This is a genomic window from Allobosea sp. (genome assembly GCF_017308015.1).
In the GTDB taxonomy this organism is placed as follows: Bacteria; Pseudomonadota; Alphaproteobacteria; order Rhizobiales; family Beijerinckiaceae; genus Allobosea.
Window position 1 is genome coordinate 226,963 of the sequence record NZ_JAFKFW010000004.1, and the last position, 18,435, is coordinate 245,397.

Genomic DNA, 18,435 nt, shown 5'->3' on the forward strand with positions numbered 1-18,435 from the left:
TTCCTGAAGGGCCGTGCCCTTCACGCTTCAGCTACGCGTCAGGAAAGATTGTCATCATTCCGGCAGGTGAACGCTGATCAGGGACAAATGCCATGGTGAAGCTGTTCGTCGCGGGCCTGCTGCTCCTTGCCGTCGCAGGGGCGGGCGCCGCGATGGCTGATGACGATTGCGACGTACCCCTCGGACAGTGGCAGCCCCGAGAGGCCGTGCAGGCGATGGCGCAGGCCCGTGGCTGGCAGGTGGACCGGCTCAGGATCGATGATGGCTGCTACCAGATCAGGGGCATCGACGAGACGGGACGGCCTTTCAAGGCCAAGATCGATCCTGCCACTCTGGCGATCGTCAAGATAAAGCATCGGACCCGGAGCGGCGGACACCGGCATGAACGGGCTCCATCCGTCACCACAGAGGCGGCCGAACCATTGGCCCCGGTGTCCCCGAAATCCTTGTTCGACCGCAGCAAGCTGCCGAAAGCCACGGTGAATTGAGCGGGCCGGACTCCGTGTCCCGGGACGCTGCATCCCTTCGTCCAACGCTGGAGAAATGGCCATGTCCGTCGCAACTGCGCGCTATTCGAGAAGTCTGGTCGTCATTCACTGGGTGACGGCCTTCGCTGTGCTGGGCGCATGGCTGACGGCGGAGGGCGGCCGTGAAGTGGTCCGGAACCCGCCTGTGCTGCATTTCTGGCTGGGCCTTGCGGTCCTGGTTCTGGTCGTTCCCCGTCTGATCCTGAGGCTGGCCCAGCCCGCTCCCGATGCAGGCCCGCAGCATGGCTGGCTCGTCATAGGAGCCAGGCTCGGCCATGGGCTGCTCTATCTGCTGCTGGTCGCCTTGCCGCTCACCGGCTGGTACGCCGCTTCGCGCATGGGCGTGTCCGTTCCCTTTTTCGGCCTGCATCTGCCGGTCATTGCCACCCCGGTGCAGGGACGCCCTGGTCTGATCGCCGAACTCCACGAGAGTGGCGGCACCTTCATCCTCATCCTTGCCGGCCTGCACGCCCTGATGGCGATCTGGCACCAGTTCGTTCTGCGCGACGGGGCGCTGCGGCGGATGAGCCTGCGCTGAGAAGGCCGACGGTCGGCGCCTTCGCCTCTCCGGCCCTCCCTGCATCGATCGAGGCGGAGAGAACGAGGGAGGCGCGGCATTTCGGCACGATCCCGGCTCTTCCTGACGCCCGGCTGAAGCCAAAACCGACACGGCGTCAGGAGGCCGTCAGCGCAGGGGCCCAGGTTGATCGTGCCGGATGGCGGGGCGCGGCCTCGCCGGTACGGCTCGATGCTCACGGGCCGGAATATGCGGTTCTCGGGGCCGGGGAAAAGGAGGTCCAGCTACCATGAAGAAGATCATGCCGGCCATCGCATTGGCCACGACGCTCATGTTGCCCGGTCTTGCCGAGGCGCGACCGGTCAAGCTCACCACCACGCTGGCCAATTATGGTGGTGACGGTGCCTATCTCGCATTCTATGTCACGAATGCGCAGGGGGCCTATTCCGGCAGCCTGTGGCTGGCTGGCCGCAAGTCGAAATACTACTCGCACCTGTCGGGCTGGCACCGCGCAACCGGTGGGAACCCCGCCGAGATCAACGGTATCACGGGTGCCAGCGTCGGCGGGGGCCGCACGCTCGAGATTTCGCTCGATCTGGCTGATGCGCTCTTCGACGCAGGGTACGTTCTGCATGTCGATGCCGCCGTGGAAGACATGCGCGACAGTCCGAGCGAGATCGCTATCCCGCTGACGAGCGCGGGCGCGAAAGCGCCGGTCCGTGGCCGGCGCTATGTCTCGAGTTTGGCTTATTCTTTCTGAGCGGTGGCCGGCATGATCCGTGTTGTCCATCGCTGGCCGGGTCTGCTCGCCGGCCTTCTTCTGCTGGTGCTCGGCCTGAGCGGAGCGCTTCTCTCGCTATTCCCGGCCATTGAGCGCCTTTCCTCGGTGCAGCCGGCCGCGCTCTCGACGGCGGAGCTGGCGGAGCGCATCCAGACGGTTCATCCGGAGGTCGAACAGATAAGGCGCAGGCCCTCGGGCCGGATTATCGCCTACTGGTCCGAGAGCGGCGTGCCGCGGGCGGCGGTCATGGATCCCGCGAGCGGCCGGGAGATCGCCTCTGCGGATCCGGATCCGTTCGAGCGCTGGTTGACCAGGCTGCATCGCTCGCTTCTTTTCGGTGATGCTGGCCGCATGCTGGCGGCGGTCGGTGCGGCAGCCATGCTGGTGCTGTCCGCTTCGGGGGCCGTGCTCGTCGCGCGGCGGACTGGCGGCTGGCGGCGCTGGTTCTCACCGTTGCGTGGGCCAGTCGCGGCGCGCCTGCATGTCGAGATCGCGCGGGTCGCGGTTGCCGGCCTGCTTCTGTCATCTGTCACAGCCCTGTGGATGTCGGCCTCGAGCTTCGACCTCCTGCCCGACGGGCCGTCTTCGTCCGTGACCGAGGCCGAGGGAAGCGGCCGGACGGGGATGCCCGTGGCAGACATGGATATGCTGAAGCGGACACCGGTTTCCGAGCTGCGTAGCCTGTCCTTTCCCGATCCGGCGGATGCGGCCGATGTTTTCACGCTTAAGACGGATCGCGGCATGGGCGATCTCGATCAGGGAACTGGCGCGCTGCTGACCTGGAGCGAACCGAGCGCATGGCAGCGCGTCTCGGCAACCGTCTACATGCTGCACACCGGACGGGGCGCCGCCGCCTTGGGGCTGATCCTCGGCCTCATGGCGCTCGGCGTGCCCGCGATGGCCGGGACGGGCTTCGTCCTGTGGTTCGCGGGCTGGCCTGCCCGTCCGCGCATTCGCAGTAATGTCGTCGCCGGGCGCGCCGAGACGATCCTGCTCGTCGGTTCCGAGGGCGGCAGCACATGGGGCTTCGCCGCGACGCTGCATGCGGCGCTCTCGGCATCCGGGCAAACTGTCCATGCCGCTCCGATGTCGACCTTCGAGCCGGCCCGCTACCGGCAGGCGCGGCGCGTCCTGATCCTGGCCGCGACCTATGGAAATGGCGATGCGCCTGCCTCTGCGCGCGGATTTCTCGACCGGCTGAAATCCCTGCCGGGGGCTCCGCCCGCCGCGCTCGCGGTTCTCGGCTTCGGCGATAGCAGTTTTCCCGGATATTGCGCTTTCGCACAGGCTGTTTCCGGTGCGGCGGAGACGGCGGGCTGGCACATGCTGGTTCCGTTCATGACGGTGAACCGCCAGTCGCCGCAGGATTTCGCCCGCTGGAGCCGGTCGCTGGGCGCTGCGATGGGGATACCTCTGAACCTCGTCCATCATCCGGTCCTGCCGGCAGTTTTCTCGCTGAGGCTGGTTTCGCGCCGTGATCATGGGGCAGAGGTGCAGGCTCCGACCGCGATCCTGCGCTTTGCGCTGCCGACGGCGCCATTCTGGCTGCGGTTCACCGGTCGCGGTTTCGGGCGCTTCGTGGCCGGAGATCTCCTCGGTGTTCTGCCGAAAGGCTCTGCCATTCCCCGGCTCTACTCGCTGGCCTCGGGTTGTCGCGACGGTTTCATCGAGATCGTCGTCAGAAAGCACCCTGCTGGCCTTTGCTCCGGCCAGCTCTTCGAACTGCAGCCGGGCGATACGGTCAACGCCTTCTTGCGGCGGAACCCCAGCTTCCATGCCGGCCACGACGCTACGCCCCTCATCCTCGTCGGGGCCGGAACGGGCATCGGGCCGCTGGCAGGTTTCATCCGGGCCAATGCCCGGCGTCGCCCCATCCGCCTGTTCTTCGGCATCCGGCATCCCGAGAGCGACTTTATCTATGGCGAGGAGCTGGAGGGCTGGCGGCGGAACGGGCAACTGCAGCGGCTCGCGACGGCCTGTTCGCGCACACGGCAACCCAGCTACGTGCAGGATGCGCTGCGCGGGGAGGGTGCGGAGATCGCCCGCATGATTCACAAGGGCGCGCGGGTGATGGTGTGCGGCGGGCGCGACATGGCAGCCGGCGTCTCCGCCACGCTCGCCGACATTCTCGCTCCGATCGGGCTGACCCCGGCGCAGCTCCGCGCGGAGGGACGCTATGTCGAAGATGTCTTCTGACCCAGCCCGCAAGACGTTGAGCGGATCCACCATGGGCACACGCTGGTCCGTGCTGTTCTACGCGACCGGAGCCTTCGACCCCGCCCCAGTTCGCAGCGCGCTTCAGGCTGCGGTCGACGAGGTGGACGGGCAGATGTCCAGCTGGAAGCCGGATAGCGACCTGATGCGCCTCAATGCCGCTCCGGTGGGGCGATGGATCGGGGTGCCCGACCGGCTGATGGCGGTGCTGCGGATCGCGCTCGAAATCGGCCGCTCCTCCGTTGGCGCCTTCGACATCGGCATGGGCGACGCCGTGGACGCCTGGGGATTCGGCCCGTCCGGCGCAGATCGAGCCCTGATCCGCAAGGTGCTTGAAACCCCGCGACAGGCCGCATACGGGGTGCTGGAGCTGAATGTCGAGGGCGGCGAGGCGCGCAAGAGCGCTCCCATCGTCCTCGATCTCAATGGCATCGCCAAGGGCTATGGCGTAGACCGGCTGGCGCAGACGCTACGCGCATTCGGCATCACCAGCGGGCTGGTCGGCATCGACGGCGAGATGCGGGCCCTTGGCCTGCGCCCCGACGGCGAGCCGTGGACGATCGCCGTCGAGAAACCCGACCCAACCTCCCGTACGCCGCATTCGATGCTTGTTCTGCAGGACGCCGCGGTGGCGACTTCCGGCGACTATCGACATTGGGTGGACGTCGGAGGGTGCCGCCTGTCGCATACGATGGACCCGCGCCGCGGCGCGCCCCTGACGAGGTCGCCAGCCTCGGTCACCGTGGTGGCGCGGACCTGTGCCGAAGCCGACGCCTGGGCGACTGCGTTGATGGTCCTCGGTGCCGGGGAGGGGGCGGAGCTCGCGCGGCGGCTCGGGCTCGACGCGTTGTTCCTGATGCGCGAGGGCCAAACCATCCGGTCCCGGGCGGTCGGTGCCCTGTTCACAGCTGCCCCGCTCAACCGGGCCGTGCGCTGACCCTCACGAAGCGGCGTGGTTGTCACGATGCCGCGGCGCTGCTGCTTCTCCAGACAGTCGCCGCAGATGTCTGAGTTCGACGAAAGATGATTGGCCGCGTTGTGCGGGCCAGACACCGCAGCGGGAGTGTTCGAGGCCGGCTTGTACGAGCGCCCAGACTTCATAACTATACGCTATATGAAATCGTATAATGATTGGCGATGAGAGGATGCCGACGACGCTGCCGTAAAGATCGCCGACCTGCTGACGGCCACCGGCCGGGCTAGCCAGCCGACGAGCGTCGCGCTGGCGGCTGGCCGTCAAATCCACCAACGACAGTCATCCGGAGCGACCCGGATACATCCCGCACCTGCCGGCTTCAGGTCGAAATCTCACCCTCATGCCCACCATAAACCGTCTCAAAGACGCTGGCCGCGGACGGTTTTCTGTCTTGCCTATGCTCCGCAAGAACGATCAAAAATTCCGCTGAAAGGCTCTCCGAATACGGCCATAACACTCGCATGCATGGTTCTCTATAATTCCAGGATCCAGCACGGTCAGGTTTCCACGCGCGTACGCGATGGCCCCCTCTTCCATCAACCGCGAGCAGGCCCCGTTGACGGTCGCCCGGCGAAGTCCGAGCGCCTCTGAAATCGCGATTTGGGTGAGTTGAAAGGAATCGCCGACAACCCGATCACGCGCATCCAAAAGCCAACGTGAAATCCGCTCTTCCGCACTGTGGAGGCTGTTGCACGCAACAGATTCCAGCAGCTGGATGATGAGGCATTTCGCATATCGCAGCATGGCGCTGCGGACGCAGGGAAACCGGGCGATGGCCTCATCGAGGTTCTCGATGGAAAGCCAGGAGGCATAGCCGGGCACCAAGACCGTGGATCGACTGAGTGCCCCGCCGCCGCCCATCACCAGCGCCATGCCGATGAAACCTTCATAGCCGATCGATGCTTTCTCGACACAGCGTTTGTCACGCATCTCGGCCTGCAGAGAAATCACGCCCTCATGGGGAAATACTGCATGAGTAAAGGTTGCCTCGTTATCGTATATGACCTGGCCCGGCGATAGTCGTCTTGTGATCAGGTGAGGCTGCAGATACGCGCATGCTTCAGGGCGCAGGGAGAGCAGTATTCGATTTCGGATCTCGAAATCACCTTTTAATTTGTCCGCCAAGCAGTTCTCCCGGAAAGGTTGATTTCGGTGCCCTTTGGGCAGCTTATCTCTTTTTTAACTCCGCCTATGTACGATATCGTACAGTTCATGTTCGGTTTCGATCATATCGGCTCATGGACATTGCACGTGACGATGAATGCGACGCCGGAGCCTTTATCTCATGAGTCAGCTTAGGCCGGAAGAGTCCGAAAAGACCCGCAGCCGTGAAGCTTTGCGGACCCCGCCCTCCAGCGTTGCGCGCCCCTTTGCACGAGCGCAAGCCGCGCCCGGCTGCTCCGCCACGCTCTCCTGTTCCGGCTCAAAGCCATGCTCGAGGGATGCTGCTCAAGGGAGCGGCGGCGTCGAAACAGTCGGAAAGCGCCACGAACTTCCGGTAAATTCTGCATTTTCAACCCGTGGGCCGACAATCAGGGGTAAAAATCGAACTCTATTTCAGAAATCAATATTCACCCACGAATTGAACTACAAATTCATACATAAAAACGACAATATATTAAATTCCATTATAAAACTATATAACCGCAAGCGTCATTGATTCAATAATTCGCCGAATCGGCATAGACAATACTTTTTCTCTCCCCTTAATCGCCAGACAGATTTCCCATGCCGCGTTCAGAGCTCTCAAGGCGCCTGGCGGTCCCTGCCGCGGTCGCCCTGCTGATGCTGGTTGCGCCTCTCCTGTGGATCGCAACCGGTCATTACCGCAAGATTACACAAGGCCAAGCGATTCAAGGGCATGTCGAGCTCGCCAAGGTGGCCTCGAGCTTCGTTCATGAACTGCAGAAGGAACGCGGCCTTGCTGCCGGCGTTGCGGCCTCGCAGCGGGACTCGAGCCAGGAGGCGCGCCTCAAGAACCAGTTCCCTGTCACAAACGTGGCATTCGCCGCCTACCAAAACGCTGCCCGGCATGCATTGGGTCCGGATCAGGAGAATTCCCTGGCCGGCCCGCTTGGTGCGATCGATGTGGCGTTCTCCCGGCTGCTCCCGTTCCGCGACGCGGTCCAGCGTCAGATCGCAAAACCCATCGATGTTGTCGGGGTATATGGCGAGGCCATCGCTCCCCTATTCGAAGCGCTGGCCGAGCTGAGTTCATTCACTGATGACGCTGAGTTTGTGCAGCGCCTGCTGGCATACCGGGCCTTGATGATCGCGAAAGATGCAGCCGGCATCGAGCGCGCAACTGGCAGCGCACTGATTGCGGCCGGCCATTTCGATCCAGACCTACACCAGATCTATGTCCATGCCGTCGCGCGCGAAGCCGCACATATGTCGGAGCACAAAGCCGCACTTGGTTCCGTTAAGGGCAACTATGTTTCGTATGCCGCCCGCGAAGCCGATAGCGGCGCCATCGAAGGGATGCGGCGGGCTTTCCGGGAACTGCCCCTGTCGCTTTTGCCGAAAAGTCTCGATGCCGGCGAATGGTGGACGAAAACGACAGCGCGGATCGATCGCCTGAAGGTTCTGGAGGACCAGTTCGCGGACGATATCAGCCGGCACGCGGCAGGCCGCCTAAGGAGCGCGTGGAATGGCTTCGTGGCGACAATCGCCATCGAGTTCAGCAGCTTTGCCATCCTGTCGTTCCTGGCATTCCGCTATGTGCGCCGCACCACCGCGATCATTGCCGCGGGCGAGGGGCGGCTGCGGCGCCAGGCGCGGCAATACGAGAGCATCGTCAATCAACTTCAGCAGATCGTCATGCAGATCGACGGGGACGGCCGCATAACCTTCGTCAACCACGCGTGGGAACGCATTCTCGGCCACTCCGCAGAGACGACGATTGGCCGACCGGTTGCTTCGTTCCTGGAGAGCGGAATCAACTTCAGCAGGATGGAGCCAGCCTTCGATTCCTCTGCATCTTCCCGAGAAGCGCCAGATCATGAGATGCAGTGTCTGACGGCGGACGGAAAGACGCGCTGGCTGGAAATCAATATCGGTCACGATGACGGCGTAAACCAGGACGGCCCATTCCTCGTCACGTTGTCGGACGCAACGGAAAAACACGAGTCTCGGATCAGGGAATCGGCGGTCAATCATGAATTGTCGCTACGTCAGTATGCTCTCGATCAGGCGGTCATTCTCGCCGTAACCAATATCGATGGCACCATAACCTACGTGAACGACAAGTTCTGCAGCATTAGCGGCTATCAGCGGTCCGAGCTTCTCGGGTTTGACCATAGGATCGTCAATTCCGGTGCGCATTCAGCGGATTTCTTCCGCGACATGTATCGGACGATCGCTCGCGGAGCCGTCTGGCGTGGCGAAATCTGCAACCGAGCCAAAGACGGCACCCTGTATTGGGTCGACACGACGATCATCCCCAGACTCGATGATCGCGGAAAGCCGGCAGCATATATGGCAATCCGAGTGGACATCACCGCCCGAAAGGCGGCCGAAGCGGCGAGACAGACGAGTGAGCGGCACGCCAAGCGGAAATCCGCTCAGCTGGAGGCCATTCTCGCGAACATGAATCAAGGCCTATGCATGTTCGACTCCGACAGAAGGGTCGTTCTATGCAACGAAAAATATGCCCGGATGTATGGCCTGCCGCCGGACATCATCAAGGAAGGTATGCCTGTCCAGGAGATCATCAGACTCCGCGTAGACAGAGGCCTATACGCAGGAGGGGATCCCACGATCTACCTGGAAGATCGTGCGGAACCGATATTCAAGGCGTCTTACGAAGTCGAGGAATTGAACGACGGGCGCGCCATCGCAATCAGCCGCCACCCCGTCCCGGACGGCGGCTGGGTGACAACGCACACGGACATCACGGAACGGCATCGTATCGAAAAGCAGGTTGCCTATGCCGCCAGCCACGACACCCTGACCAACCTCGCCAATCGCACCCTGTTCACGGAAGAAATGAAGCAGGCGCTCACGCGCCTGAGGCAGAGAGGCAAAGGATTTGCCGTCTACATGCTGGATCTCGACAAGTTCAAGGACATCAACGATTCACTTGGCCATCCGGCGGGCGACAATCTCCTCAAGCAGGTGGCGCAACGGCTTCGGTCCTGCACGCGTCGCTCCGACACGGTCGCGCGGCTGGGTGGCGACGAGTTCGCCATCATCCAGCGGACGGAGCAGGATCAGCAGAAATGTGTAGCGCGTCTGGCGAGCAGGATCATCGACGCGATCAGCGCGCCCTATGACATCGACGGAAACAAGGTGACCATCAGGGCGAGCATCGGGATCGCCCTGGCGCCGACCGATGGGAGCACGGTCGAGGAACTTGTGAAGAATGCGGACCTGGCGCTGTACAAGGTCAAGGCGGACGGCCGCAACGCATTTCGACTGTTCGAGACGACGATGGAAATCGAGGCGCGGTCCCGCCGCGGCCTCGAATCCGAATTGCGATCTGCGATCTCCCGACGGCAGTTCGAGCTCCACTATCAGCCCTTCGTTCATGCTGGGACGCAGCAGATCGCCGGGTTTGAGGCGCTGATCCGATGGCGCCATCCGCAGCGTGGCCTGATTTCGCCTGCAGAATTCATTCCTATCGCCGAGGATACCGGAGTGATCACGGAGCTTGGAGCATGGGTTTTGCGCCAGGCCTGCACGGATGCGACCCATTGGCCGCCGGAGATAAAGGTCGCGGTCAACCTCTCTCCGGCGCAGTTCAAGAGCGGCAATCTCGTGGAGTTGGTTTCGGGCGCTCTCTTTGAGTCCAAGTTGCTGCCCGGGCGGCTGGAGCTCGAGATTACAGAATCCGTCCTTCTCCAGAAAACCACCGAAAACCTCGAGATCCTAGGGAATCTCCGGAACCTCGGATCACGTATCGTCCTCGATGATTTCGGCATCGGGTTCTCTTCTCTGAGTTATTTGCAGAAATTCTCGTTCGACAAGATCAAGATAGACAAATCATTCGTCGAGGATATTCCAAGCAAAAACTGCAGTATGGCAATAATCAGTGCGATCACGAGGTTGTCGAGAGAACTCAATATCATGACAACTGCAGAAGGCGTTGAAAGAGAAGAGCAGGCCGCGCTGCTCAGGGCTGTGGGCTGCAACTACATGCAAGGATTTCTCTTTGCGCGTCCTCGCTCATCTGTCGAATTGAATTTCAATTCCAAAATATTAAAGCGATCAAAACAGGAAGCGGCTTAAGTATATTTTAATATTTAAGTATCATTATATTAGATATAGATTATAGAAATTCGACTATTTAAGTATTTATTCTCTAATAGATATTTTTTTTAATACTCTTATTATGTGATTATATATTACATATTATTTTTCATCGTAGCGACTCGAATCGATCGATTGGTGGTGATATGAAAGAAGAGGCGGTTTTTGAGTTACCGTGTAACATGTCGATACAATCTATTGCAGAAATACGAAACATATTTTTTGATTTGTATAGAAAAAATAGTAGTATTATTATCGACTGTAGTAGATCTCACTATTATGACATTAGTGCTCTGCAGTTGCTTATCTCCGTGCGGAAAAGCGCAATTACGCAGGGGCTCGATGTCCGCCTCTCTGGCGTAACCGGCACTTTAAGCGCCGCGCTGATGCGCGCCGGCATCCCGCCCGCGCAGCTGCCCGACAGTATTCTCATCAACGGGGTCTGAATGGCATGGCATCAATTCTGACCGTCGACGATTCCCCCAGTATGCGGCAGATGATCAAGCTGGTGCTGGCGCCGTCCGGCCACAACGTCGTCGAGGCAGGCGATGGCTCGGAGGGGCTGGCCAAGGCCAGGGGAGAGCGCTTCGACCTGGTCATCACCGATCTGAACATGCCGGTGATGAACGGGCTGGAGATGATCCGTGGTCTGCGTGCGCTCCCGTCCTTCACCGGGGTGCCGATCGTCTTCCTCACTACCGAATCCGATGACGGCGTGAAGCAGCAGGCCAAGGCCGCCGGCGCGACGGGCTGGATCACCAAGCCGTTCAAGCCGGAACAGTTGCTCGCCGTCGTCGCCAAGCTGGTGCGCGCATGATGGCGCTCGATCCCGCCGAAACCTTCCGACAGGAGGCTAGCGACCTCCTCGACAGCCTCGAGGCCGCGCTGCTCGATCTCGGCCAAACACCGCAGGATGGCGGGCTGATCGATGCCGCCTTCCGGGCGCTGCATACCATCAAGGGTTCGGGTGCGATGTTCGGCTTCGACCGGGTCGCCGCCTTTACCCATGATTTCGAAACGGCCTTCGACCTGATCCGCAAAGGCAAGATCGCCGCCGGGTGCGACATCATCACTATCTCGCTGGCGGCCAAGGACTATATCCGCACGTTGATCGACGATCCCGACGCGACCGATCCGATCATCGGCGAGGCGATCGTCCAGGAGCTCCAGGGCTTGATCGCCGGGGGGGCCGGAGCAAGCCAAGCGATCTGCGCTCCCTCGGCTACCAACGAGGCCGCCACCGCAGGCGCCGATGGCTGGCTGGTCGAGATCGCTTTCGAGCCGGATATCCTGCGCAACGGCAGCAATCCCCTGGTCCTGCTCGACGATCTGCGCGCGCTCGGTTCCTGCCAGGTCACCGCCCATCTTGGCGCCGTGCCGGAGCTTGAGGCGCTCGATCCGGAGGCCTGCCTGATCTCCTGGACCATCGAGATCCGTGCGGGCTGTTCGCGCGAGGACATCGAGGATGTCTTCATGTTCGTCCGCGACGAGATAAAGCTCGCCATCATGCCGCTCGAACCAGCGGCTTACGAGCCTGTTCCGCCTTCGGCAACGCAGGCCGAGGTGCTGGCGGAGGCTGTCGTCCCGGCCCCGGTGAGGGAGCCGACCTTGGCTTCACCGGAACACGCCGGCGCCGAGAAGGCAGAGTACGTCCGCCGCGCCGAGGACAGGGCCTCGACGGTGCGTGTCCAGGCGGAGCGCCTCGACGAACTGATGGACCGCGTCGGCGAACTCGTCATCGCCCAGGCAAGGCTGAGCCAGCTCGCGAATTCGGGCTCCGACCTCGCGATCAAGTCGATCGCCGAGGAAATCGAACGGCTGGCATCGGGCCTGCGCGATTCCACCATGGGCGTGCGCATGGTGCCGATGGGCTCCCTTTTCGGCCGCTTCCGCCGCCTCGTTCACGACCTCTCCCGCGATCTCGGCAAGCCGGTCGACTTCGTTACCGCCGGCGAAGACACCGAGCTCGACAAGACCATGATCGAGCGCCTCGCCGATCCACTGGTCCACCTGATCCGCAACGCCATCGACCACGGCATCGAGGCGCCCGTGGCCCGTGCCGGAACCGTCAAGCCGGAAACGGGGCGCATCGAGCTCGCCGCCCGCTATGTCGGCGCGCAGGTACTCGTGACCGTCCGGGACGACGGCGCTGGACTGGATACGGCCCGCATCCGCTCCAAAGCCGAGGAGCAGGGACTGGTCGCGCCGGGCGCTCCCCTGAGCGAGCACGAGATCCACCAGTTTCTGTTTCACCCCGGCTTCTCGACCGCCAGAACGATCTCCGCCTTGTCGGGCCGGGGTGTCGGCATGGATGTCGTCAAGCGAACCATCGAGGCGATGCGTGGCACCATCGATCTTGCTACGGTGCCAGGCCATGGCAGCACCGTGACGCTGCGGCTGCCATTGACGCTCGCCATCATCGAGGGACTTCTGATCCGCGTCGGCGAGGGCCGCTACATCATCCCGCTCTCGGCGGTCGAGGAATGCGTCGAGCTGACCGCGGCCGAGGAGGCGCGAGCCCGCGGCCGCAGCTTCCTGAACGTTCGCGGCGATCTGGTGCCATTCCTGAGGCTGCGCGATCTCTTCGACGCAGAGGGCGAGGCCGACCCGCACCAGAAGATCATCATCACCACGACCGGCGACACACGTGTCGGTCTGGTGGTCGATCAAATCATCGGCAGCCATCAGACCGTGATCAAATCGCTTTCCAAGCTCCACGCCGACGTCACGATGTTCTCCGGCGCCACCATCCTCGGCGATGGCACGGCGGCCCTGATCCTCGATGTCGCCCAACTCGTCTCGCTCGGCCAGAATCGCTCCGAGCACGATAAGACGCCGGAGGCGGCATGACGCAGCTCCAGACATCGGACAACGCCGCTCAGGACCCCGTGGCCTCGAGCGGGACCCGCCTGCAGGCGCTGATGGTGGGTCTCGGCAACGAGATCTTCGCGATCGAGGCCGACATCGTGCGCGAGATCATCGACCCGGTCCCCGCCACCCGGGTCGCGGGCGCGCGAACATTCCTGCCAGCGCTGATCAATGTGCGTGGCAACGTCATTCCCCTGGCGGATCTGCGCCTGCGCTTCGGCATGCCTCGACGCACGGACACCACCGAAAGCCGGATCGTCGTCGTCGAGATCGAGATCGACGGCGACCCCGTCGCGCTCGGGCTCATGGCCGACAAGGTCTACGAGGTCACGGAGATCTCGACTGCCGAGGTGCAGCAGGTGCCGCGTCTTGGCCTGCATTGGCGGCCCGAATTCATCCGCTCCATCATCAAGTGGAACGACGAGTTCGTCATCGTTCCCGATCTCGAAGAAATCCTATGTTGAGGCGCTGTAAGGACAGCGCAAGGGCCCTTCACGTTGCTTACCGGGGGGACGAACATGAGAGTGACCATCAAGACCAAGCTGGCAGGCGCCTTCGGCGTGGTTATCGCGTTATCCTTGGCGGCAGGCGGCCTCGCCTATCAGAAGCTGACCGAAATGACCAAAGTGCAGGATACCCTGGTCCTCTTTACCGAGCGGGTCGGTAAAGTTGGAGATATCGCCAGCGCCTTCCAGGATTCCATTCGGGCAGAGAAAAACGCCATCATCGCCGCCTCGGAAAAGGAGGCAAGGGAGTATGCCGCCAGAGCCGCCGAGCGCCGCGCCGCCGCGCTCAAAATCAAAAATGAACTGGTTGCAATTGCGGTGGACGGCGGCAAGCGCAGGTGGGATGCGATGGCACCCAATCTCGAGCGCTTCGGCGCGGTGCAGGATCAGGTTCTCCAGTATGCCCAGTTGAACTCGAGCCATCGGGCCATCGATATCTGGAATGGTGAGGGCCAGGCTGCCCTCAAAGAGTTCAACCAGACGATCGACCAGGCATTGGCTACGTTGGGCACGGCCCAGACGGCAGAGGCAGCCCGGGCATCCCAGGCGATCCAGAACGGCAGGGCCGCGCTCGCCGGCTTGCTCGGCCAGCTCACCCAGAGCTTCTCTGCGCAGTCCGTCGACCAGATCGAGGAGCGCCGGAAAGCGATCGTCTCGGGCCTGGAGGTTGTGCGCACGGAGATGGCGAAAGCGGTCTCGACAGTCCCGTCATCCAACGTAGCCCCTCACACGGAAGCGCTGCTTGGCCTGATCAACCGCGTCTCGGGCGTCGTCGGAGAGGCCGGCACCATCAAGGCCATCACCTTGAGCATGGGTGAAGGGCGAACGGTCAGCAACGCCCTCGTGGCGGCGCTGGACGAGTACAAGATCTTCATCGATCAAACCGCGGCGCAGGCCGCCAAGGAAGCCGGTGAACAGGCGGCCTTTGCCAAGACGCTGCTAGTCGCGATCATCCTTGCCTCGCTGCTTGTCGCCCTTGGCGCCGCGAGCTGGATCGCGTTGAGCATCAGCCGTGGCCTGGCGAGCGCTGCCGGCCTCGCCAACGCCGTCGCCATCGGCGATCTCAGCCAGACCATCACTGTCCGGAGCCAGGACGAGATCGGCGATCTCGTCACCTCGCTGAACACGATGACCACCAATCTCAGCACCACGGCCAGGGTAGCGGACGCCATCTCCAACGGCGACCTGACCATCGAAGCCAAGCGCCTGTCGGACAAGGACACGCTCGGCATCGCGCTCGAGAACATGGTCGACAAGCTGCGCGATGTCGTCGGGCAGGTGACAAGCGCCGCCGAGAACATGTCCTCGGGCAGCCAGGAGCTGTCGGCCAGCGCCGAGCAGCTCTCTCAAGGCTCGACCGAGCAGGCTGCATCGACCGAGGAAGCCTCCTCGTCCATGGAGGAGATGGCGGCCAACGTGAAGCAGAATGCCGAGAACGCCAGCCAGACCGAGAAGATGGCCTCCCAGTCCGCCAAGGACGCCGAGACGAGCGGCATCGCCGTCGGCAAGGCGGTTGATGCGATGCAGACCATCGCGGCGAAGATCAACATCGTGCAGGAGATTGCCCGGCAGACCGACCTGCTGGCGCTGAACGCGGCGGTCGAGGCCGCCCGCGCCGGCGAGCACGGCAAGGGCTTCGCGGTGGTGGCCTCGGAAGTGCGTAAGCTGGCCGAGCGCAGCCAGGCGGCGGCGGCCGAGATCGGAACCCTTTCGGCCGACACGGTCAAGGTCGCTCAGGAAGCCGGCTCGATGCTGGCCAGGCTGGTTCCCGACATCAAGAAGACCGCCGAGCTGGTCGAGGAGATCACCTCCGCCAGCCGCGAGCAGGATGTCGGTGCGGCCCAGATCAACCAGGCGATCCAGCAGCTCGACAAGGTCACGCAGCAGAACGCGGCGGCCTCCGAGCAGGTCTCCGCAACGTCCGAGGAGCTCTCGGCCCAGGCGGAGACGCTGCAGGCCACGATCGCCTTCTTCCGCCTCGACGAAGGCGGCCTGCGCCGAAGCGGCCAGCCGGCGACCAATATCGACAAGGCGGTCGCCCAGCTGCGCGGCAAGGCTGCGACCATGGCCTCGGCGCTCCAGCCGAAAAAGGCACCGGCCATTGCGGCCCGTCCGGCGAAGAAGGTCGCCAATGGCGGCTTCTCCTTCGACATCGAAGACGGCGCAGACCAGCACGACGCGGCCTTCCATCGCAGCTGAGCCAATGCCGGCCTCGCCTCTGGGCGGGGCCGTGCCTGCCGCCCGCACCGAGCCACGCCCTAACCCCGCATCGGGAAATTTCTCATGGCCGAGACCGCCCAATACCTGACCCTAGGCATCGATCAGGAGCTCTTCGGCATCGATATCCGCAATGTCCGCGAAATCCTGGACATGCGCCCGATCTCGAAGTTGCCGCATGCACCGGCCTTCCTGCTCGGCATGATCGATGTCCGCGGCGCCGGCTATCCGATCGTCGATCTGCGCACCAAGCTCGGGCTGCCGCGCGCCGAGCCGACCGAGGCGACCCGGATCATCATCCTGGACGTGCCGGTCAAGGGCCGCACGCTCGGCGTCGGCTTCGTCGCCGATCGGGTCTTCGAGGTCACCAGCCTTGATGCGGACCAGACGGAGGCCCCGCCCGATGTCGGTGGGCGCTGGCAGTCGAACTACATCGCGGGGATCGGCCGCAAGGGCGAAGCCTTCATCGTCGTCTTCGATCTTGAGCGCCTCATGGAGGCGGACGACCTGGCCGTGGCCGACCTCGCCATCGACAGGGCCGCGTGAGAGCGGTGCCGCACATGATGCCGGACCCCTCGGACCACCTGGCCGACAGGCACTTCTCGGCCATTGCCGCAATCATTGAGAGCCGCGTCGGCATCAGGCTGCCTGCAGGCAAGCGCATCATGGTCGAGGGAAGGCTGCGCAAGCGCGCCCGGGCGCTCGGGCTGGCGGGCGCGCGAGGCTACGGCGCCCATCTCTTCGAGGATGGGGGCCTCGCGGACGAGCTCGTCCACCTGATCGACTGCGTCACTACCAACAAGACCGACTTCTTCCGCGAGCCGAGCCATTTCGAGTTCCTGCGCAATGTCGCGGTGCCGCAGCTGCAGCAGCGCAAGGATACGCGCCCCGCGAGCCTGAAGATCTGGAGCGCGGCCAGCTCGACGGGGGCCGAGGCCTACACGGCGGCAATGGTGCTGCAAGACCTCGCCAATGCCGGCGCGCCGATCCGCTTCTCGGTCCTGGGGACCGACATCTCGACGGAGGTGCTGCGCGAGGCCGACATGGCGATCTATCCGAGCGCCTTCGTCGCCCCGGTGCCGATGGCGATGCAGCAACGCTACCTCATGAGATCGAAGGATCTGCGGCAGGACCTCGTCAGGATCGCGCCGGAGCTGCGCTGCAAGGTCCGTTTCGAGCGTCTGAACCTGATGGACGAGAGCTATCCCTTCGACCGGGACATCGATGTCATCTTCTGCCGCAACGTCCTGATCTACTTCGACGGCACGACGCAGAAAGCTGTCATCCAGCGCCTCGTCTCTCACCTGCGGGTCGGCGGCTACCTGATGCTCGGCCACTCGGAATCGATGGCCGGCAGCGGCATTCCGGGTCTCCAACAGGTCGCTCCGACCATATACCGGGCCTGCCCGACAGCGCTCGGGAGGTCAGCAGCATGACCCGCCAGCCGATCCGCGTGCTCATCGTCGACGATTCGGCCTCTGTACGTCAGGTTCTCAGCGCGATCCTGGACGACGATCCCGGCATCGAGGTGATGGGTACGGCGGCCGACGTTCTGGCAGCGGTGCGCCGCCTCCAGAACGAACTGCCCGATGTCATGATCCTCGATATCGAGATGCCGGGCATGGACGGGCTGACCTTCCTGCGCAAGATCATGGTGCAGCGACCGATACCGGTGATCATCTGCTCGACGCTGACCGAAGCGGGCTCGCAGGCGCTGTTCGACGCGCTGGAGGCCGGCGCGGTCGACGTTCTGCCCAAGCCCCGCATCGACACGCGCAACGCTCTTATCGAGACGGCGGACCGGCTGAGGCATGCGGTCCGGGCGGCGGCGCAGGCGAAGCTGCGTCCAAGGCAGGCGAGAGCGCCGGTCGAGCAGAAGCTAACAGCCGACGTCATGATGCCGCCGCCCGTTCCGGGGAGGGTTCGCGGCCAGACCGAGCGCATCGTCTGCATCGGCATTTCGACCGGCGGCACCGAAACCCTGCGGGAGGTTCTCACCGTTCTGCCGCCCACCTGCCCGGGCATCGCCGTTGTCCAGCACATGCCGGAGAAGTTCACCGCTGCCTTTGCTCGGCGGCTGAACGGCCTTTGCACGGTGGAGGTCAAGGAAGCCGAAGACGGAGATGAACTCAGAACCGGCCGCGTACTGATCGCGCCGGGCAACCGCCACATGCTGCTCCAGCGCTCGGGCACACAGTACCGGGTGGCGATCAAAGACGGCCCGCAGGTCTCGCGCCACCGCCCGTCCGTCGACGTCCTGTTCCGTTCAGCCGCCCAATATGCTGGCGCCAACGCGCTCGGCCTCATCATGACCGGAATGGGCGACGACGGCGCCCGCGGGCTCCTCGAAATGCGCAAGGCCGGCGCCTGCACCCTGGCGCAGGACGAGGAAAGCTGCGTGGTCTTCGGCATGCCGAAGGAAGCCATCGAACTCGGCGCGGCCCAGCGCATCGTCCGCCTGGCGCGGGTGCCGCATGAGATAATGGCCTGGCTGCAGGCGGCCGGCAATTCCGCGGCGGAGCCGCGCCTCGCGCACGAAGGGGTGGCTCCACGATGAGTTGCAACGATCACCCACCATC

15 protein-coding genes are annotated in these 18,435 nt (G+C 63.2%); 14 read left to right on the forward strand and 1 reads right to left on the reverse strand.

All coding sequences use genetic code 11. From position 1 onward, the window contains the following. The first annotated feature begins 92 nt into the window (after nucleotides 1-92). The 5 genes from J0I42_RS05430 (at nucleotide 93) to J0I42_RS05450 (ending at nucleotide 4,976) form a co-directional block, all read left to right on the forward strand. Nucleotides 93-488 carry a PepSY domain-containing protein gene (locus J0I42_RS05430; protein WP_291653511.1) on the forward strand — a complete coding sequence of 132 codons (396 nt, stop codon included), beginning with the start codon at nucleotides 93-95 and terminating at the stop codon, nucleotides 486-488. A gap of 61 nt (nucleotides 489-549) precedes the next feature. After that, nucleotides 550-1,065, forward strand: coding sequence for a cytochrome b (locus J0I42_RS05435; protein ID WP_291653513.1), 516 nt, complete (start codon nucleotides 550-552; stop codon nucleotides 1,063-1,065). Between the two features lie 268 nt (nucleotides 1,066-1,333). Further along, complete coding sequence (locus J0I42_RS05440; protein WP_291653515.1) at nucleotides 1,334-1,804, forward strand: DUF2271 domain-containing protein; 471 nt, start codon at nucleotides 1,334-1,336, stop codon at nucleotides 1,802-1,804. Nucleotides 1,805-1,816: 12 nt separating this feature from the next. Continuing rightward, nucleotides 1,817-4,021, forward strand: coding sequence for a PepSY domain-containing protein (locus J0I42_RS05445; protein WP_291653516.1), 2,205 nt, complete (start codon nucleotides 1,817-1,819; stop codon nucleotides 4,019-4,021). Beyond that, on the forward strand, nucleotides 4,002-4,976 hold the full coding sequence (locus J0I42_RS05450) for an FAD:protein FMN transferase (protein WP_291653517.1): 975 nt from the start codon (nucleotides 4,002-4,004) through the stop codon (nucleotides 4,974-4,976). Before J0I42_RS05445 ends, J0I42_RS05450 begins: the two co-directional genes overlap by 20 nt. 453 nt (nucleotides 4,977-5,429) lie before the next feature. Here J0I42_RS05450 and J0I42_RS05455 read toward each other — a convergent pair whose 3' ends face one another. Beyond that, complete coding sequence (locus tag J0I42_RS05455; protein ID WP_291653519.1) at nucleotides 5,430-6,140, reverse strand: Crp/Fnr family transcriptional regulator; 711 nt, start codon at nucleotides 6,138-6,140, stop codon at nucleotides 5,430-5,432. A 660-nt stretch (nucleotides 6,141-6,800) separates the two neighbouring features. On the opposite strand from J0I42_RS05455, the gene J0I42_RS05460 reads away from it, so the two are divergent. The 9 genes from J0I42_RS05460 to J0I42_RS05495 all read left to right on the forward strand — a co-directional run bounded on the left by J0I42_RS05460 (nucleotide 6,801) and on the right by J0I42_RS05495 (nucleotide 18,413). Then, complete coding sequence (locus J0I42_RS05460) at nucleotides 6,801-10,244, forward strand: EAL domain-containing protein (protein WP_291653520.1); 3,444 nt, start codon at nucleotides 6,801-6,803, stop codon at nucleotides 10,242-10,244. Between the two features lie 167 nt (nucleotides 10,245-10,411). Then, entirely contained in the window at nucleotides 10,412-10,711 is a 300-nt protein-coding gene (locus tag J0I42_RS23965) for an STAS domain-containing protein (protein ID WP_366509798.1), read from the forward strand. Between the two features lie 5 nt (nucleotides 10,712-10,716). Continuing rightward, nucleotides 10,717-11,082, forward strand: coding sequence for a response regulator (locus J0I42_RS05465; RefSeq protein ID WP_291653522.1), 366 nt, complete (start codon nucleotides 10,717-10,719; stop codon nucleotides 11,080-11,082). Continuing rightward, nucleotides 11,079-13,115 carry a chemotaxis protein CheA gene (locus J0I42_RS05470; RefSeq protein WP_291653524.1) on the forward strand — a complete coding sequence of 679 codons (2,037 nt, stop codon included), beginning with the start codon at nucleotides 11,079-11,081 and terminating at the stop codon, nucleotides 13,113-13,115. The genes J0I42_RS05465 and J0I42_RS05470 overlap by 4 nt, the downstream gene beginning before the upstream one ends. Before the next feature lie 71 nt (nucleotides 13,116-13,186). Then, nucleotides 13,187-13,597 (forward strand): chemotaxis protein CheW, encoded by a 411-nt coding sequence (locus tag J0I42_RS05475; protein WP_291653598.1) that lies wholly within the window; start codon nucleotides 13,187-13,189, stop codon nucleotides 13,595-13,597. 54 nt (nucleotides 13,598-13,651) lie between these two features. After that, nucleotides 13,652-15,838, forward strand: a complete 2,187-nt coding sequence (locus tag J0I42_RS05480; protein WP_291653526.1) for a HAMP domain-containing methyl-accepting chemotaxis protein — start codon at nucleotides 13,652-13,654, stop codon at nucleotides 15,836-15,838. 84 nt (nucleotides 15,839-15,922) lie between these two features. After that, nucleotides 15,923-16,402 (forward strand): chemotaxis protein CheW, encoded by a 480-nt coding sequence (locus tag J0I42_RS05485; protein WP_291653528.1) that lies wholly within the window; start codon nucleotides 15,923-15,925, stop codon nucleotides 16,400-16,402. Nucleotides 16,403-16,416: 14 nt separating this feature from the next. Further along, nucleotides 16,417-17,292, forward strand: a complete 876-nt coding sequence (locus J0I42_RS05490; RefSeq protein ID WP_291653530.1) for a CheR family methyltransferase — start codon at nucleotides 16,417-16,419, stop codon at nucleotides 17,290-17,292. Beyond that, on the forward strand, nucleotides 17,289-18,413 hold the full coding sequence (locus tag J0I42_RS05495) for a protein-glutamate methylesterase/protein-glutamine glutaminase (RefSeq protein WP_291653532.1): 1,125 nt from the start codon (nucleotides 17,289-17,291) through the stop codon (nucleotides 18,411-18,413). The genes J0I42_RS05490 and J0I42_RS05495 overlap by 4 nt, the downstream gene beginning before the upstream one ends. Nucleotides 18,414-18,435 lie beyond the last annotated feature (22 nt).

Coding starts and splice junctions, on each gene's coding strand:
- J0I42_RS05430 (WP_291653511.1), top strand. CDS start 93: ATGGTGAAGCTGTTCGTCGCGGGCCTGCTGCTCCTTGCCGTCGCAGGG.
- J0I42_RS05435 (WP_291653513.1), top strand. CDS start 550: ATGTCCGTCGCAACTGCGCGCTATTCGAGAAGTCTGGTCGTCATTCAC.
- J0I42_RS05440 (WP_291653515.1), top strand. CDS start 1,334: ATGAAGAAGATCATGCCGGCCATCGCATTGGCCACGACGCTCATGTTG.
- J0I42_RS05445 (WP_291653516.1), top strand. CDS start 1,817: ATGATCCGTGTTGTCCATCGCTGGCCGGGTCTGCTCGCCGGCCTTCTT.
- J0I42_RS05450 (WP_291653517.1), top strand. CDS start 4,002: ATGTCGAAGATGTCTTCTGACCCAGCCCGCAAGACGTTGAGCGGATCC.
- J0I42_RS05460 (WP_291653520.1), top strand. CDS start 6,801: ATGCTGGTTGCGCCTCTCCTGTGGATCGCAACCGGTCATTACCGCAAG.
- J0I42_RS23965 (WP_366509798.1), top strand. CDS start 10,412: ATGAAAGAAGAGGCGGTTTTTGAGTTACCGTGTAACATGTCGATACAA.
- J0I42_RS05465 (WP_291653522.1), top strand. CDS start 10,717: ATGGCATCAATTCTGACCGTCGACGATTCCCCCAGTATGCGGCAGATG.
- J0I42_RS05470 (WP_291653524.1), top strand. CDS start 11,079: ATGATGGCGCTCGATCCCGCCGAAACCTTCCGACAGGAGGCTAGCGAC.
- J0I42_RS05475 (WP_291653598.1), top strand. CDS start 13,187: ATGGTGGGTCTCGGCAACGAGATCTTCGCGATCGAGGCCGACATCGTG.
- J0I42_RS05480 (WP_291653526.1), top strand. CDS start 13,652: ATGAGAGTGACCATCAAGACCAAGCTGGCAGGCGCCTTCGGCGTGGTT.
- J0I42_RS05485 (WP_291653528.1), top strand. CDS start 15,923: ATGGCCGAGACCGCCCAATACCTGACCCTAGGCATCGATCAGGAGCTC.
- J0I42_RS05490 (WP_291653530.1), top strand. CDS start 16,417: ATGATGCCGGACCCCTCGGACCACCTGGCCGACAGGCACTTCTCGGCC.
- J0I42_RS05495 (WP_291653532.1), top strand. CDS start 17,289: ATGACCCGCCAGCCGATCCGCGTGCTCATCGTCGACGATTCGGCCTCT.